The following is a 15,402-nucleotide window of genomic DNA, read 5'->3' as shown; positions in this document are numbered from 1 at the left end:
CCGGCCGGCGCGTGGCGGACACCCCGACGTGAGCGTCGGGGGCTCTCCTTGCGTCGCGTCCATCACTCATGTAACTTTCTTGACAAAACCGGCGGACTGACCCGCCGGCGCATGTCTCGGTTACCAAATGGCGCAGGACCTTCAGGTGTCCGCGCAGGATCGTGTCGCACCGGCGCCCCCAAAGCGCCCAGGTTGTAAACCTGCGCGGGCTGAACCGGAGCTGTACGCAGCCCTCGATCTGGGCACGAACAGCTGCCGGATGCTGATCGCAACCCCCGAAGGCGGGCATTTCCGCGTCGTGGACGCATTTGCGAAATCGGTCCGGCTCGGCTCGGGGCTCGAGCGGACCGGCCACCTCTCCCATGGCTCGATCGCGCGCACGATCTCCGCGCTCGAGGTCTGCGCGGACAAGCTGCGCCGCTATCAGGTCGGCACGATGCGGCTCGTCGCGACCGAGGCCTGCCGGCGCGCGCGCAACGGACGGCATTTCCTCGCCCGCGTGACGCGCGAGACCGGGCTCCGGCTCGAGGTGATCCGGCCGGAGGAGGAGGCGCGGCTCGCGGTCATCTCCTGCGCGCCGCTGGTCGCGGAGGATGCGACCCAGGTGCTGGTCTTCGACATCGGCGGCGGCTCGACCGAGCTCGTCTGGATCGACCTTTCCGACGTGCCGCCCGAGGGCCGCGCCCAGGCCATCGTCAACCTTCGCGTCGGGCCGGAACCGCTGGCGCGCGGCGCGCGGATCGTCGATTTCATCTCCGTCCCGCTCGGCGTCGCGACGCTGCACGAACGCTACAACGACGTGGCCGACGACGCGGCGCGCTTCGCGCTCATGTCCTGGTTCTTCGAGGAGCAGATCACCGGGTTCAAACCCTATCTCCAGGGCTTGGCCGAGCGCGACAGCACGGGCTTCCAGATGATCGGGACCTCCGGGACCGTGACCACCGTCGGCGCGGCCCATCTCGGGCTCCGCCGCTACGACCGGCGCAAGGTGGACGGGATGCATCTGAGCGCCAAGGCGATCGACGAGGTGATCGGCCGGTTCCTGCGCCTCGGCCCCGAGGGGCGGCGGACGGATGTCGGCCTCGGACGCGACCGGTCCGAACTCATCATGTCGGGCGCGGCGATCCTGCAGACCCTGCTCCGGGTCTGGCCGACCGACTCGATGCGGGTCGCCGACCGCGGGCTGCGCGAGGGGATGCTGTTCGCGATGATGAGCGCCAACGGCGCCTTCGGCGACGGACCGCGCCCCGAATAGGCCCGGGACCGCCCCCACGCTTGACCCCGCCGCCCCGCCCGCGCAGAGAGGGGGCGGGCCAGCGCCGAAACGGACGGAAGATGAGCGACAGCAGGAAACAGGGTTCGGGCCGCGGCCGCCGCGATCTGACCGTGCGGGTGAAGACCGCGAAGGGCCGCAAGCTCTCCTCGACGCTCTGGCTCCAGCGCCAGCTGAACGATCCCTATGTCCAGCGCGCCCGCGCCGAGGGCTACCGCGGCCGCGCGGCCTACAAGATCACCGAGATCGACGACAAGTTCGGCTTCCTCAAGCCCGGCGCGCGCGTCGTGGATCTCGGCCACGCCCCCGGCGGCTGGAGCCAGGTCGCGGTCGCGCGCGTCAACGCGCTCGGCGAGCGGGCGGGCAAGCCCCGGGGCCGCGTCCTCGGCATCGACCTGCAGGAGGTCGAGCCGATCCCGGGGGCCGAGCTTCACGTGCTCGACTTCCTCGAGGAGGGGGCGGACGGACAGATCCGCGACTGGCTCGGCGGCCAGGCGGATGTGGTGATGTCGGACATGGCGGCGGCGGCCTCGGGCCATCCGCGCACCGACCACATGCGCATCACCGCCCTCGTCGAGGCGGCGATCGACCTCTGCGAGGACGTGCTGGTCCCGGGCGGCACCTTCGTCGCCAAGGTGCTCGGCGGCGGCGCCGATCCCTCCATCGTCACCCGGCTGAACCGGCTCTTCGCCAAGGTCCGCCACGTCAAGCCGCCCTCGAGCCGGAGCGACTCCTCGGAGAAGTTCGTGGTCGCGACCGGCTTCCGCGGCGGGGCCAGGGCCGGGGAGGCGACGGAGGAAGTAGACTGTTGACCCGGCGGCGCTTCGCCGCTCTATTGCGAGGCCTAACCAGGGGAGTCCCGGCAAGGGGCTGAGATACCGCTAGAACGCGCGGTGACCCTTTGAACCTGATCCAGTTCACGCTGGCGGAGGGACGGTGCCATGGCTCATATCCGCGCTGAAAGCGCGCATCCCGTGATCCACGCGGTCGCTCCGGAAGGTTCGTCCTCTTCCAGGGAGCATCGCCATGAAAGATACCGCGCCCCCGAGCGTCACCACCGGCCCCTTCCCCGCCTCGCGCAAGGTCTATCGCGAAGGTAGCCTGCACGCGGGCCTCCGCGCGCCGCTGCGCGAGATCGACCCGCACCCGAGCGCGGGAGAGCCGCCGGTCGCGGTCTACGACAGTTCCGGCCCCTACACCGATCCCGCGGCGGAGATCGACATCGCCCGCGGCCTCGCGCCCGCCCGGGCGCCCTTCATCGCCGCGCGCGGCGACACCGAGGAAGTGGCCGCCCCCCGCGTGGTGAAGCCCGAGGACAACGGCTTCGCCGAGGGCGCGCGGCTCGTCCCCGCCTTCGCCAGCCCGCCGCGCCCGCGCCGGGCGAAGGGGACGGCGGCGGTCACGCAGCTCGCCTATGCCCGCGCCGGGATCGTCACGGCCGAGATGGAATACGCGGCGATCCGCGAGAACCTCGGCCGCGCCGCCGCCCGCGACGGCGAGAGCTTCGGCGCCGCGATCCCCGATCAGGTCACGCCCGAATTCGTCCGCGCCGAGATCGCCGCCGGCCGCGCGATCCTGCCCGCCAACATCAACCACCCCGAACTCGAGCCGATGGTGATCGGGCGCAACTTCCTCGTGAAGATCAACGCCAACATCGGCAATTCCGCCGTCACCTCCTCGATGGAGGAGGAGGTCGAGAAGATGGTCTGGGCGATCCGCTGGGGCGCGGACACGGTGATGGACCTCTCCACGGGCCGCAACATCCACAACATCCGCGAGTGGATCATCCGCAACAGCCCGGTGCCGATCGGGACCGTCCCGCTCTACCAGGCGCTCGAGAAGGTGGGCGGGATCGCCGAGGATCTCTCGTGGGAGGTGTTCCGCGACACGCTGGTCGAACAGGCCGAACAGGGGGTCGACTATTTCACCATCCACGCGGGCGTGCGGCTCGCGCATATCCCGCTCACCGCGGACCGGGTCACGGGGATCGTCAGCCGCGGCGGCTCGATCATGGCGAAATGGTGCCTGCACCACCATCGCGAGAGCTTCCTCCACGAGCATTTCGACGAGATCTGCGACATCATGCGCGCCCATGACGTGAGCTTCTCGCTCGGCGACGGGCTGCGCCCCGGCTCGATCGCCGATGCGAACGACGCGGCGCAGTTCGCGGAGCTCGAGACGCTGGGCGAACTCACGCGGATCGCCTGGGCGAAGGACTGCCAGGTGATGATCGAGGGCCCCGGCCATGTGCCGATGCACAAGATCCGGGAGAACATGGAGAAGCAGCTCGACCTCTGCGGCGAGGCGCCCTTCTACACGCTCGGGCCGCTCACGACCGATATCGCGCCAGGCTACGACCATATCACCAGCGGGATCGGCGCGGCGATGATCGGCTGGTACGGCACGGCGATGCTCTGCTACGTGACGCCGAAGGAGCATCTCGGCCTGCCGGACCGCGACGACGTCAAGACCGGCGTCATCACCTACAAGATCGCCGCCCACGCCGCCGATCTCGCCAAGGGCCACCCGGCGGCGCGGATCCGCGACGACGCGCTCAGCCGCGCGCGCTTCGAGTTCCGCTGGGAAGACCAGTTCAACCTCGGCCTCGACCCGGACACCGCGCGCGCCTTCCACGACGAGACCCTGCCGAAGGAGGCGCACAAGGTCGCGCATTTCTGCTCGATGTGCGGGCCGAAGTTCTGCTCGATGCGGATCAGCCACGACATCCGCGCGGAGGCCCGGAAATCGGGACTCGCGGAGATGGCGGAGAAGTTCCGCGAGAAGGGCGAACTCTACCTCCCGGTGGAGCCCTGACGGACCGGGCGCCCGGCCCTTGGCGGGGCGCCCCTCATTCGGCGGCGGCGCGCGCGGGTTCGGGCGCCGGACGCGCGCGGGTCTCGAAGCGCTGGCGCGGCAGGTGCTCGGGATATTCGGCCTGGAGCCAGTCGATGAGCTTCTCGCGGATCTCGCAGCGCAGATCCCAGGCGATCGGCGAATTGCGCGCGCTCATCAGGCCGCGCAGCTGGATCCCCTCCCCCGTCGAGTCGACCACCTGCAGGTTCACCACCCGCCGGTCCCAGAGCGGCGAGGCGGCGACGAGTTCCTCGAACTTTTTCCGCACCGCGCCGACGGGCACGCCATAGTCCACGTGCCAGCGCACCTCGCCGATGATCGCCGCCGATTCCCGCGTCCAGTTCTGGAACGGCTGCTCGACGAAATAGCTCAGCGGCACGACCAGCCGCCGCCAGTCCCAGAGCCGCACGGTGACGAAGGAGGAGCCGATCTCCTCGATCCAGCCCCATTCGTTCTCGACGATCACCACGTCCTCGATCCGGATCGGCTGGGTGATCGCGATCTGGATGCCCGCGATCAGGTTCGAGAGCACCGGCTTCGCCGCGAGGCCGAGGATGATCCCCGCCGCCCCCGCCGAGGCGAGCAGGCTCACGCCGTACTGCTGGATCTGGCGGAAGGTCAGCAGCACCGCCGCGATGGTGAAGAGCACGACGAGGCTCTGGACCGTGCGCCGCAGGATGCGCACCTGCGTGATCTGGCGCCGGGCCTGGAGGTTGTCCTCGACGTCGAGCCGGTAGTGGCTCAGCAGGATGTCCGAGACGAGCGCGACCAGCAGGACGGCGGCCCAGCCCACCAGCACGATCAGCATCGCCGCGACCAGGTGGCGGGCCTGCGCCTCGACCGCGAAGGGCAGGCTGACGGTGGAGAGCGCGATGAGGAGCGCCACCGCGACGAAGGCGAGCCGCGTCGGCCGCTTGGTGCGCCGGATCGCCCGCGCCGCGAAGCTCCGGTCATGCACCAGCAGCCGGGCCATGATCCAGACGCCGGCGCGATGCAGCGCGAGCGCGGCGATCACCGCCCCCGCCAGGATCAGATAGGGCACACCCGCCCGCGCGAGTCCGGCCGCGGCCTCCAGCCAGCGCTCGCTGATCACTCCGATCTCGATCATTCTCTCTCCCGTGCCACGCGGAGCGGCGACGCGCCCCGCGCCTTGCGAGGCTAGGCCCGGGGCGCCGGGTTTCAACGTCCCGGCGCCGACCGGCGTCAACCCGCCTCGAAAGGGTTCCCTTTTCCCCGGCCGCGTGGAATAGGACGGGCCAATCCCCTCGCGGCCGGTCCTGGAGAGTCACGCAGATGGAATTTCGCGAAGCATTGACGTTCGACGACGTACTGCTGGTGCCGGGCGCGTCGGAGATCCTGCCGGCGACCGCGGATGTCCGGACCCGGGTCACCGAGAAGATCACGCTCAACATCCCGCTGCTGAGCGCGGCGATGGACACGGTGACCGAATCGCGCATGGCGATCGCGATGGCCCAGGCGGGCGGCCTCGGCGTCATCCACCGCAATTTCGACGTCGCGGGCCAGGCTTCCGAGGTGCAGCGGGTGAAGCGCTTCGTCTCGGGCGTGGTCTACGCCCCGGTGACGCTGCGCCCCGACCAGACGCTGCGCGACGCCAAGGCGCTGCAGGAACGCTACCGGATCACCGGCTTCCCGGTCGTCGACGACCGGGGCGTCGTCGTCGGCATCGTCACCAATCGCGACATGCGCTTCGCCTCGAGCGACGACACGCCCGTGAGCGCGATGATGACCTCCGAGAACCTCGCGATGCTGCGCGAGCCCGCCGCGCTCGACGAGGCCAAGAGCCTGATGGAGAGCCGCCGGATCGAGAAGCTCCTCGTCGTCGACGAGGGCGGGCGGCTGACCGGGCTCCTGACGATCAAGGATCTCGAACAGGCGGTGCTGAACCCGCGCGCCGCCAAGGACGACCTCGGCCGGCTCCGCGTCGCCGCCGCCTCGACCGTCGGCGAGGCGGGGTTCGAGCGCTCGGTCGCGCTGCTCGAGGCGGGCGCCGATCTCATCGTCATCGACACCGCCCATGGCCATTCCTCGAGCGTCGTGGACGCGGTCAGGCGGCTCAGGGAACACGCGCCCGACTGCCAGATCCTCGCCGGCAACGTCGCGACCGCCGCGGCGACGCGCTCGCTGCTCGACGCCGGGGCGAACGCGGTCAAGGTCGGCATCGGCCCGGGCTCGATCTGCACCACGCGCATCGTCGCGGGGGTCGGCGTGCCGCAGATGACCGCGATCAGCGACTGCGCCGAGGAGGCCGCGAAGACCGGCCATCCGGTCGTGGCCGACGGCGGCATCAAGTTCTCCGGCGACTTCGCCAAGGCGATCGGCGCGGGCGCGGCCTGCGCGATGGTGGGCTCGATCCTCGCCGGCACCGACGAGGCGCCGGGCGAGGTGATCCTCTACCAGGGCCGCAGCTTCAAGTCCTACCGCGGCATGGGCTCGCTCGGCGCGATGGCGCGCGGCTCGGCCGACCGCTACTTCCAGAAGGAGGTCAGCGCGGAAAAGCTCGTCCCCGAGGGGATCGAGGGTCAGGTGCCCTACAAGGGCGGCGTCAACGCGGTGCTGCACCAGATGGTGGGCGGGCTGCGCGCGGCGATGGGCTATACCGGCCACGCGACGATCGATTCGATGCGCGGCAACTGCGAATTCGTCCGGATCACCAACGCGGGCCTGCGCGAATCCCACGTGCACGACGTGCAGATCACGCGGGAGAGCCCGAACTACCGGATCGGCTGAGGCCTCCGGATCTCCCCGCGGGCTGTGCCGCGGGGAGATCCGGACCGCCGGCCTAGCCGGTGTTGCGCAGGCCCGAGGCGACGCCGTTGATCGAGAGCAGGATCCCGCGGTGGGTCTTCTCCGACATCTCGTCGGGTCCCGCGAGCCGCGTCTTCTTCAGCAGTTCCACCTGGATGTGGTTCAGCGCGTCGAGATAGGGCGTGCGGTGGCGCAGCTTCGCCTTGGCCTCGCCGCCCTGGTTGCGCTCCACCGGCGAGGAGCCGGTGATCATCTCGAGCGCGCGCACCGTCAGTTCCCATTCGCGGGTGATCCGCCCGAAGATCCGGTCGCGGATCTCGCGGTTCTCGCAGAGATCGGCGTAGTTGGCGGCCATTGCGAGATCGCTCTTGCCGATCATCAGGTCGATCTTCGAGACCATCGCATGGAAGAACGGCCATTCCGCGCTGAGCGCCGCGAGCCGCGCGCCCTCCGGATCGCCGTTCGCCTCGCACCATTCCGCGACCGCCGAGCCGAAGCCGTACCAGGCCGGCAGCATGATCCGGCACTGCGCCCAGGAGAACACCCAGGGGATCGCGCGGAGCGAGGAGATCGAGCGCGTCTTGGCGCGCGAGGCGGGACGCGAGCCGATGTTGAGCGCGGCGATCTCGCTGATCACGGTCGAGGACCAGAAGAACTCCTCGAACCCCTCGGTCTCGAAGACGAGGCTCCGGTAGGCGCGGAAGGCATGTTCCGACATCGCATCCATGATGCCGACATGCTCCTCCAGCGAGGCCTCGGCGGCGGGCATCAGCGTGGCCTCCAGCGTCGCCGCGACCAGCGTCTCGAGATGCGCGTAGCCGATCTCGGAATGCGAGTAGCGCGACGAGATGACCTCGCCCTGCTCGGTCAGCCGGATCTGGCCCGCGACCGCGCCCGGCGGCTGGGCGATGATCGCCTCCCGCGTCGGGCCGCCGCCCCGCCCGATCGAGCCGCCCCGGCCGTGGAAGAGCCGGAGCCGGATCTCCCTTTCCCTGAACAGCGCCACCAGCGCCCGCTCCGCCTTGAAGAGCTCCCAGCTCGAGGTGACGAGGCCGCCGTCCTTGTTGCTGTCGGAATAGCCGAGCATGATCTCCTGCTCGTTCTTCTGGGCGGAGACGACGCGGCGGTATTCCGGCGTGTCGAACAGCGCGCGCATGATGCCCGGGCCGTTCTGGAGGTCGGCGATGGTCTCGAAGAGCGGCACGATCGCGACCGAGCACTTGCCGTCGAGCCCGAGGATCCCCGCCTCCTTCAGGAGCACGCAGAGTTCCAGCACGTCCGAGACCGACTGCGCGTTCGAGATGATCGAGGTGACGATGGCCCTCGGGCCGAACCGGTCGATGATCTCCTTCGCGGCGCGGAAGAGGCCAAGCTCGCCGGCGGTCTTCTCCGAATAGGTCCAGAACGGCCGGATCAGCGAGCGGGGCGAGTTGAGTTCGCGCCGCAGCGCCGCGACGCGCGCCGCCTCGTCCATGCCGAGATAGTCGCTTCCGGGCTCGATCGCCTCGAAGAGCTCGGCCACGGTGGCCTCGTGCACCGCCGAGTTCTGCCGCAGGTCGACGCTCGCGAGGTGGAAGCCGAAGCTTCTGAGCTTGCGGCGCAGGTCGAGCAGCCGGCCATCGGCGACGGCGATCGCCTGATGCGCGCGGAGCGACCGGTCGATCACGTCGAGTTCGCGCAGCAGATCCTCGGCCTTCGCATAGGGCTCGCCGGGCGTCGTCGGCATCGACGGCCCGATCTTGGGATCGACGGTCGCGAGCGACATCGGCGTCAGCGGGTCGATCTCCTTCAGCGTCGCGGCGAGCCGGGCATAGATCCCGATCAGCGCCCGGCGATACGGCTCGTCCTGCCGGTGATGCGACATGTCGGGCGAGGCGTCGGCCAGCGCCTGAAGCTCGTCGCTCACCCGCACCACCCGCGCCGACATCGAAAGCTCGGCGCCCAGCCGGTGAACCTCCTCGAGATAGTGGCGCAGCGCGCGGCCGGCCTGGAGCCGGAAGCATTCGCGCAGCACCTCCTCGGTCACGAAGGGATTGCCGTCGCGGTCGCCGCCGATCCAGGTTCCGACGCGCAGGAAGGCGGGGAAGTCATAGCCGAAGGTGGTCCTGCCCAGCGCCTTCAGCAGCGTGTCCTGCAGCTTCGGCACCGCGCGGAAGAAGGTGTGGTCGTAATAGGCGAGGCTGTTCTTGATCTCGTCGGTGACGCTGAGTTTCGAGCGGCGCAGCAGATGCGTCTGCCAGAGCGTCTCGACCTCGCGCTCGATCCCCTTCTCGATCTCCGAACTGTCGCGCCCCACCCGGCGGGCCTGGATGCGCTCGTCGAGCAGGCGCGAGAGCGCGAATTCCGCGCGCATCGTGCTCTGCCGCCGGATCTCGGTCGGATGCGCGGTGAGGATCGGGCTGACCAGCGCCTCGCGGAAGAAGGCCGCGATCTGGGTATCGGAAAGCCCCGCGCCGCGCGCCGCGTCGATCGCATCGGCCAACGGCTGGCCGGAGGCGGCGCGATGATCGATGAGGATCTGCTCGTCCTGCGCGATGTTGAGCAGGTGCAGAAAATAGGTGAAGGCCCGCAGCACCTGCAGCGTCAGGTCCTCCGGCAGCGCGGCGATCATGTCGTGCAGCCGCTGATAGGCCGCCTCGTCGCCGACCCGGTGCAGCTCGACCGAGGCGCGGCGGATCTCCTCGATCGTCTCGTAGGCGAGCCCGCCCTCCTGGGCGCGGAGGGTGTTGCCGAGAAGCCGGCCGAGAAAGCGGATGGCCTCGTCCTCCTCCGTCGCCGGCGCGCTGATCCGCGTTTCCCCATCTGCAGCCATGCTTGCCCCCTGCCACGAGAATTTCGGTCGGTCGGACGGAGCCCTTTCGCCCGATGTCCTTCCCGATGTCCTTCATGGAGCAAGATCGCCGCCCCGTCCCGCCTTTGGGGACGAAGGCCGCCCTCTTTCGCGGAACTGGCCAAAGACCGGACGCCGAAAGCCGTCGCCGCCCAATTTTGCCGCGGAACCAGAACTCCATCGGGCGCAGGGAACCGCGGATCGGCCGGTGGCGCAATACGCACCTTCGCCTTGGTCCTTCCGTCCGATCCCGGCCCCCGGCCCCCTTTCACTCCCCGGCGCGCGCCAGTAAAAGCGGGCATCGGAGCGACCCACGGGGATCATTCATGTCAGGCGCCCTTCTCGACCGCGAGCCGGAAATCACCGAGGATCTCGTCAAGGCGCACGGGCTGAAGCCCGACGAATACCGGCGCATCCTCGACCTGATCGGCCGGACGCCCACGCTGACCGAGCTCGGCATCTTCTCGGCGATGTGGAACGAGCACTGCTCGTACAAATCCTCGAAGAAATGGCTCCGCACGCTGCCGACCTCCGGCCCCCAAGTGATCTGCGGTCCCGGCGAGAACGCGGGCATCGTCGACATCGGCGACGGCGACGCGCTCGTCTTCAAGATGGAGAGCCACAACCACCCCTCCTACATCGAGCCCTACCAGGGCGCGGCGACGGGCGTGGGCGGCATCCTGCGCGACGTCTTCACCATGGGCGCGCGCCCGATCGCCGCGATGAACGCGCTCTCCTTCGGAAGCCCGGACCACCCGAAGACCCGCGCGCTGCTCTCCGGCGTCGTCGCGGGGATCGGCGGCTACGGCAACGCCTTCGGCGTGCCGACCGTGGGGGGCGAGCTGCGCTTCCACGCCGCCTACAACGGCAACTGCCTCGTGAACGCCTTCGCCGCCGGCCTCGCCCGGACCGATGCGATCTTCTACTCGGCGGCCTCGGGCGTCGGCATGCCCGTCGTCTATCTCGGTGCCAAGACCGGGCGCGACGGGGTGGGCGGCGCGACGATGGCCTCGGCCGAATTCGACGACTCGATCGAGGAGAAGCGCCCGACGGTGCAGGTGGGCGACCCCTTCACCGAGAAGCGGCTGATGGAAGCCTGCATGGAGCTGATGAAGACCGGCGCGGTCATCTCGATCCAGGACATGGGCGCCGCCGGCCTCACCTGCTCCGCCGTCGAGATGGGCGACAAGGGCGATCTCGGCGTGCGGCTCGACCTCGAGAAGGTGCCGGTGCGCGAGACGCACATGAGCGCCTACGAGATGATGCTCTCCGAAAGCCAGGAGCGGATGCTCATGGTGCTCAATCCGGAGAAGGAGGCCGAGGCGCGCGCGGTCTTCGAGAAATGGGACCTCGATTTCGCCATCGTCGGCGAGACGATCCCCGAGGACCGGTTCCTCATCACGCTGAACGGCGAGGTGAAGGCCGACCTGCCGCTGAAGGCGCTCTCGGGCGAGGCGCCGGAATACGACCGGCCCTGGGTGCCGACCCCGGCCGCGGAGCCGCTCGGGCCGCTGCCGGAAATCGCGCCGGCCGAGGCGCTCCGGCGGCTGATGGCGAGCCCGAACCTCGCCTCCCGCGCCTGGGTCTGGAGCCAGTACGACCACATGGTGATGGCCGACACGGTGATCCGCCCGGGCTCCGACGCCGGGATCGTGCGGGTGCACGGCACGGAGAAGGCCATCGCCTTCACCTCAGACGTGACGCCCCGCTACTGCCGCGCGAATCCGGAACGCGGCGGCATGCAGGCGGTGGCCGAGGCGTTCCGCAACCTTTGCGCGTCGGGCGCGAAGCCGCTCGCGACCACGGACAATCTCAACTTCGGCAATCCCGAGAAGCCCGAGATCATGGGGCAGTTCGTGGGCTGTATCAAAGGCATCGGCGCGGCGGTGGCGGCGCTCGACATGCCGATCGTCTCGGGCAACGTCAGCCTCTACAACGAGACCGACGGCGCGGCGATCCTGCCGACGCCCACCATCGGCGCGGTCGGCCTGCTCGCCTCGCTCGACGAGGTGATCGGCGTGGCGCCGAGGGCGGGCGACGCGCTCGTGCTGCTCGGCGAGACCGCCGGCCATCTCGGCCAGTCGATCCTGCTCGCCGAACTCTTCGGCCGCGAGGAGGGCGACGCGCCGCCGGTGGATCTCGCCGCCGAACGCGCGGCGGGCCAGTTCGTGCGGAGCGCCCATCGCGCAGGCCTGATCACCGCCGCGCATGACCTCGGCGACGGCGGTCTCGCGGTCGCCGCCGCCGAGATGGCGCTCGCCGCGAACCTCGGTCTCGCGCTGGCGGAGGCCGAGGGCGAGCCGCTCGGCTGGTATTTTGGCGAGGATCAGGCGCGCTATCTGGTCGCGACGACCGATCACGGCGCGCTTCTCGCCGCCGCCGACCGCGCCGGCGTGCCCGCGCAGGTCGTGGGCCGGGCCGGCGGCGCGGCCTTCGTGCTCGGCGCGGAGTCGATCCCGCTCGCGGAACTGCGCGCCGGTTTCGAGGGCGGGCTACCGAGACTAATGTACGACACCCCCGCGGTTGAAAGCTGACGGGCGGGGGTCCAACATCCGCCGCGAGCGGGAACCCGCGTGGGAGGAACCATGAAATTCGTGTCTGTCGCGATCGCCGCCCTGGCGGTCGCCCTCGCACCCGTCGCCGCCTCGGCGCACGGCCCGGTGCGCCAGAAGGTCGAGGAGACGATCGACATCGCCGCCCCGCCCGAAACGGTCTGGGCCCGGGTCGGCAATTTCGACGACATGTCCTGGCTGCCCGGCGTCGTCTCGACCGAGGCGACCAACGGCAACGAGATCGATTCGGAACGCACGCTGACGCTGAACGACGCCAGCGGCCCGAAGATCGTCGAAGTACTCGACAAGTACGACGCCACCAAACGCTCCTACAAGTACCGCATCGAGTCGGTCGACGTGAAGGTCCTGCCGGTCACCAACTATTCCTCGACCATCGAGGTGGACGACGGCCCCGACGGCGGCAGCACCGTGCACTGGAAGGGCGCCTTCTACCGCGGCTTCCCGAACAACGATCCGCCGGCGGAACTCAACGACGAGGCGGCGATCGCGGCGGTGACGAAGCTCTACCAGTCCGGTCTGGCGGCGCTGAAATCCGAGATCGAGAAGACGAACTGAGCCCGATGCGGCGCCCCTCCCCCCTCCCCGCCCTCTGCCTGGCACTGGCCGCGGCGCTGCCCGGCGCGGCGCGCGCGGAACTGGGCTTCGTCACCAACCAGGGCGCGAATTCGGTCTGGGAGGTCGATCTCGCGACCGGGGAGAAGCTGCGCGAATGGTCGATCCCCGGGGCGCCCGCCGGCGTCGCGGTCGCGCCCTCGGGCCTCGTCTACGTGACGAGCCCCGAGAACGGCCGGGTCACGGCGATCAACCCGAAGACGGCGGCGCTGACGCCGATCGAGGTCGGCGGCGGCCCGCTCGGCATCGCCGCCAATCCCGTCACCGACGAGATCTACGTCGCCGACTGGTACGGCGGCCGCCTGAGCGTGCTCCGCGACGGCGCGGTCGAGGGCTCGGTCGAGACCGGCGAGGGACCATCGGGCATCGCGGTCACGCCCGACGGGGCGACGATCCTGACGGCCGACCGCGACAGCGACCAGGTGAGCGTGATCGATGCGAAGACGCTCACGCGCCTCGCCGTGATCCCGGTCGGCCAGCACCCGTTCGGCGTCACGATCGACGCCGAGGGCCGGCGCGCCTACACGGCGGACGTCTACGCGAACCAGGTGAGCGTCATCGACATCGCCGCGCGCAAGGTGGTCGGGACCGTGAAGACGGACGAGCGGCCCTACAAGGTCGCGCTCGCCCGGGGCCGCGGCTTCGTCACCAATTCCTACGGCTCGGACCTGACCGTCTTCGACCTCGCGAGCCTCGAGCCGCTGGGAGAGATCGAGGTGGGCGACTATCCCGAGGGGATCGAGGCGACGAAGGACGGCGGGACGCTCTATGTCGCGAACTGGTTCGACAACACGATGAGCCGGATCGACCCCGTGGCGATGAAGGTGACGGGCGAGTTCGAGACCGGCGACGGCCCGCGCTCCTTCGGCGATTTCATCCACGACTGATCCGCCCAGGCGTCGGTGCGTCCATCGGCCGGGGCGCGGCCTTGCACGCGCGCCCGCCCCGACCTAGATTTGTTCCAAGACTTGCGAGGAGAGCCGCCGCCATGGCGATGGAAGCCGCTGACATCGAACATCTGATCCGGGAGGCTTTCCCGACCGCCAGGGTCGAGATCACCGACCTCGCCGGCGACGGCAACCACTACGCGGCGACCGTGACGGCGGAGGAATTCCGCGGGCTGAACCGGGTGAGGCAGCACCAGCTCGTCTACGCGGCCCTCAAGGGAAAGATGGATGGTTCGAACGGCGAGCTGCACGCGCTCGCGCTGACGACCAAGGCACCGGAGTAACCGACAGATGACGACCGAGACGACGACGCAGACGGCGGCGCACGACCAGATCCGCGCCGAGATCACCGCGAACGACGTGGTGCTCTTCATGAAGGGCACCGCCTCGATGCCGCAATGCGGCTTCTCGAGCCGGGTGGCGGGCGTGCTCAACTACATGGGCATCGCCTGGAAGGACGTGGACGTGCTGGCCGATCCGGCGATCCGCGACGGGATCAAGAGCTTCTCGGACTGGCCGACGATCCCGCAGCTCTACGTGAAGGGCGAATTCGTCGGCGGTTGCGACATCGTGACCGAGATGACGCTCTCGGGCGAGCTCGACCAGCTCCTGAGCGAGAACGGCATCGCCTTCGACGCGGCCGCGGCCGAGAAGATCCGCGAAGCCAACAGCTGAGCGGGGCGGCGGACCCCGGTCCGCCCGCCGCTTCGGGGGCGGACCGGGATCCGCCCTCTTTCGTTCACTCGCCGCTCTCGACGCGCGCGGCCAGTTCGTTCACCTCCTGCAGCACGCGGGTGAGCGCGAGCACCGCGCCCTCGTTCTCCTCGCGCAGCTTCTCGATATCGGCGGCGGAGATGCGATGCGTCGCCTCCGTCTCCATCTTCAGCGCGTTCGCGGCCAGCATCGCCGATTTCGCCTCGGCGATCCGCACCCGCTCCTCGGCGCTGCGCAGCCGGTCCTCGGTCGCGGCCAGCCGGTCCTCGAGGCTGCTCGTCGTGTCGGCGAGCATCAGCCCCGCGAGCAGCAGCGTCCGCTTCTCCGGCTGGCGCCCGATCGCGGTCTCGACCTTGGTCGCCTCGGTGTCGAGCAGGCGCGCGGCGCGGTGGAGCGAGTTCTCCTGACCGGGCTCGCAGGCGACCTCGAACATCCGCCCCCCGATCTCAAGCAGCAGTTCAGGCATCTCCGACCTCCTGGATCAGCGGCTTCAACTGGGCGATCAGGTCGTCGAGCGCCGCGACATCCTTGTCGCGCTTCGCCTGCAGCCGTTCGAGCTCGTTCTCCAGCTCGGCCTTCTCGCCCTCCAGCGCCGCGATCCGCTCCTTCGGGTCGGGCCCGTCGGACTGGGCCGCGGCCTGGGCGGCGCGCGCGTCGAGCGCGGCGCGCAGGCGGTCCAGCGCCCCGGTGATCTGGTCCTCGAGCTCTGTGATCTGACTCATATCCGCGCCTTCAACGATGACCCAGCCGTTTTAGGCAGTGCCTTGCCGCAATGCAATCTGCGCGTGCCGCCGAACGGGCCCGGGCGCGCCGAACGGGCGGATTCCGGCGCGG

General features: G+C 69.8%; 13 protein-coding genes and 1 riboswitch. Of the genes, 9 read left to right on the top strand and 4 right to left on the bottom strand.

Annotated features, from left to right (window positions below):
• Window positions 1-127: 127 nt before the first annotated feature.
• The 3 genes from FJM51_RS17365 to thiC all read left to right on the top strand — a co-directional run bounded on the left by FJM51_RS17365 (window position 128) and on the right by thiC (window position 4,087).
• The gene (locus FJM51_RS17365) at window positions 128-1,255 is read left to right on the top strand and encodes a Ppx/GppA phosphatase family protein (RefSeq protein ID WP_140455406.1); all 1,128 of its coding nucleotides are present in this window, start codon (window positions 128-130) and stop codon (window positions 1,253-1,255) included.
• 80 nt (window positions 1,256-1,335) lie between these two features.
• Complete coding sequence (locus tag FJM51_RS17360; RefSeq protein WP_140455405.1) at window positions 1,336-2,085, top strand: RlmE family RNA methyltransferase; 750 nt, start codon at window positions 1,336-1,338, stop codon at window positions 2,083-2,085.
• 28 nt (window positions 2,086-2,113) lie between these two features.
• Window positions 2,114-2,225: riboswitch (TPP riboswitch) on the top strand.
• Between the two features lie 74 nt (window positions 2,226-2,299).
• Window positions 2,300-4,087, top strand: a complete 1,788-nt coding sequence (thiC, locus tag FJM51_RS17355) for a phosphomethylpyrimidine synthase ThiC (RefSeq protein ID WP_140455404.1) — start codon at window positions 2,300-2,302, stop codon at window positions 4,085-4,087.
• Window positions 4,088-4,121: 34 nt separating this feature from the next.
• Here thiC and FJM51_RS17350 read toward each other — a convergent pair whose 3' ends face one another.
• Window positions 4,122-5,234, bottom strand: a complete 1,113-nt coding sequence (locus FJM51_RS17350; RefSeq protein WP_140455403.1) for a mechanosensitive ion channel family protein — start codon at window positions 5,232-5,234, stop codon at window positions 4,122-4,124.
• Window positions 5,235-5,419: 185 nt separating this feature from the next.
• Between FJM51_RS17350 and guaB the strand changes: the two genes are divergently transcribed.
• Window positions 5,420-6,874 (top strand): IMP dehydrogenase, encoded by a 1,455-nt coding sequence (guaB, locus tag FJM51_RS17345; RefSeq protein WP_140455402.1) that lies wholly within the window; start codon window positions 5,420-5,422, stop codon window positions 6,872-6,874.
• Window positions 6,875-6,926: 52 nt separating this feature from the next.
• Here guaB and ppc read toward each other — a convergent pair whose 3' ends face one another.
• Window positions 6,927-9,704 (bottom strand): phosphoenolpyruvate carboxylase, encoded by a 2,778-nt coding sequence (gene ppc, locus FJM51_RS17340; RefSeq protein WP_140455401.1) that lies wholly within the window; start codon window positions 9,702-9,704, stop codon window positions 6,927-6,929.
• A gap of 344 nt (window positions 9,705-10,048) precedes the next feature.
• On the opposite strand from ppc, the gene purL reads away from it, so the two are divergent.
• The 5 genes from purL to grxD all read left to right on the top strand — a co-directional run bounded on the left by purL (window position 10,049) and on the right by grxD (window position 14,529).
• Complete coding sequence (gene purL, locus FJM51_RS17335; RefSeq protein WP_140455400.1) at window positions 10,049-12,256, top strand: phosphoribosylformylglycinamidine synthase subunit PurL; 2,208 nt, start codon at window positions 10,049-10,051, stop codon at window positions 12,254-12,256.
• Between the two features lie 51 nt (window positions 12,257-12,307).
• Complete coding sequence (locus FJM51_RS17330; protein WP_140455399.1) at window positions 12,308-12,850, top strand: SRPBCC family protein; 543 nt, start codon at window positions 12,308-12,310, stop codon at window positions 12,848-12,850.
• A 5-nt stretch (window positions 12,851-12,855) separates the two neighbouring features.
• Window positions 12,856-13,794, top strand: a complete 939-nt coding sequence (locus FJM51_RS17325) for a YncE family protein (protein WP_140455398.1) — start codon at window positions 12,856-12,858, stop codon at window positions 13,792-13,794.
• Between the two features lie 101 nt (window positions 13,795-13,895).
• The gene (locus FJM51_RS17320; protein WP_140455397.1) at window positions 13,896-14,138 is read left to right on the top strand and encodes a BolA/IbaG family iron-sulfur metabolism protein; all 243 of its coding nucleotides are present in this window, start codon (window positions 13,896-13,898) and stop codon (window positions 14,136-14,138) included.
• 7 nt (window positions 14,139-14,145) lie between these two features.
• Window positions 14,146-14,529, top strand: a complete 384-nt coding sequence (gene grxD, locus FJM51_RS17315; RefSeq protein WP_140455396.1) for a Grx4 family monothiol glutaredoxin — start codon at window positions 14,146-14,148, stop codon at window positions 14,527-14,529.
• A gap of 64 nt (window positions 14,530-14,593) precedes the next feature.
• Here grxD and FJM51_RS17310 read toward each other — a convergent pair whose 3' ends face one another.
• Together FJM51_RS17310 and FJM51_RS17305 are read right to left on the bottom strand one after the other, a co-directional pair.
• Window positions 14,594-15,034, bottom strand: coding sequence for a cell division protein ZapA (locus FJM51_RS17310; protein WP_140455395.1), 441 nt, complete (start codon window positions 15,032-15,034; stop codon window positions 14,594-14,596).
• Window positions 15,027-15,290, bottom strand: coding sequence for a hypothetical protein (locus tag FJM51_RS17305; protein ID WP_140455394.1), 264 nt, complete (start codon window positions 15,288-15,290; stop codon window positions 15,027-15,029). Before FJM51_RS17305 ends, FJM51_RS17310 begins: the two co-directional genes overlap by 8 nt.
• Window positions 15,291-15,402: the final 112 nt, after the last annotated feature.

The sequence above is a fragment of the Amaricoccus solimangrovi genome (assembly GCF_006385685.1).
GTDB classification, from domain to species: Bacteria; Pseudomonadota; Alphaproteobacteria; order Rhodobacterales; family Rhodobacteraceae; genus Amaricoccus; species Amaricoccus solimangrovi.
This window is presented reverse-complemented; position numbering and strand designations above follow the sequence as displayed.

What these genes read in the sequence shown, in the direction of transcription:
- FJM51_RS17365 (WP_140455406.1), top strand. Translation starts at nt 128, where the DNA reads ATGGCGCAGGACCTTCAGGTGTCCGCGCAGGATCGTGTCGCACCGGCG.
- FJM51_RS17360 (WP_140455405.1), top strand. Translation starts at nt 1,336, where the DNA reads ATGAGCGACAGCAGGAAACAGGGTTCGGGCCGCGGCCGCCGCGATCTG.
- thiC (WP_140455404.1), top strand. Translation starts at nt 2,300, where the DNA reads ATGAAAGATACCGCGCCCCCGAGCGTCACCACCGGCCCCTTCCCCGCC.
- FJM51_RS17350 (WP_140455403.1), bottom strand. Translation starts at nt 5,234, where the DNA reads ATGATCGAGATCGGAGTGATCAGCGAGCGCTGGCTGGAGGCCGCGGCC.
- guaB (WP_140455402.1), top strand. Translation starts at nt 5,420, where the DNA reads ATGGAATTTCGCGAAGCATTGACGTTCGACGACGTACTGCTGGTGCCG.
- ppc (WP_140455401.1), bottom strand. Translation starts at nt 9,704, where the DNA reads ATGGCTGCAGATGGGGAAACGCGGATCAGCGCGCCGGCGACGGAGGAG.
- purL (WP_140455400.1), top strand. Translation starts at nt 10,049, where the DNA reads ATGTCAGGCGCCCTTCTCGACCGCGAGCCGGAAATCACCGAGGATCTC.
- FJM51_RS17330 (WP_140455399.1), top strand. Translation starts at nt 12,308, where the DNA reads ATGAAATTCGTGTCTGTCGCGATCGCCGCCCTGGCGGTCGCCCTCGCA.
- FJM51_RS17325 (WP_140455398.1), top strand. Translation starts at nt 12,856, where the DNA reads ATGCGGCGCCCCTCCCCCCTCCCCGCCCTCTGCCTGGCACTGGCCGCG.
- FJM51_RS17320 (WP_140455397.1), top strand. Translation starts at nt 13,896, where the DNA reads ATGGCGATGGAAGCCGCTGACATCGAACATCTGATCCGGGAGGCTTTC.
- grxD (WP_140455396.1), top strand. Translation starts at nt 14,146, where the DNA reads ATGACGACCGAGACGACGACGCAGACGGCGGCGCACGACCAGATCCGC.
- FJM51_RS17310 (WP_140455395.1), bottom strand. Translation starts at nt 15,034, where the DNA reads ATGCCTGAACTGCTGCTTGAGATCGGGGGGCGGATGTTCGAGGTCGCC.
- FJM51_RS17305 (WP_140455394.1), bottom strand. Translation starts at nt 15,290, where the DNA reads ATGAGTCAGATCACAGAGCTCGAGGACCAGATCACCGGGGCGCTGGAC.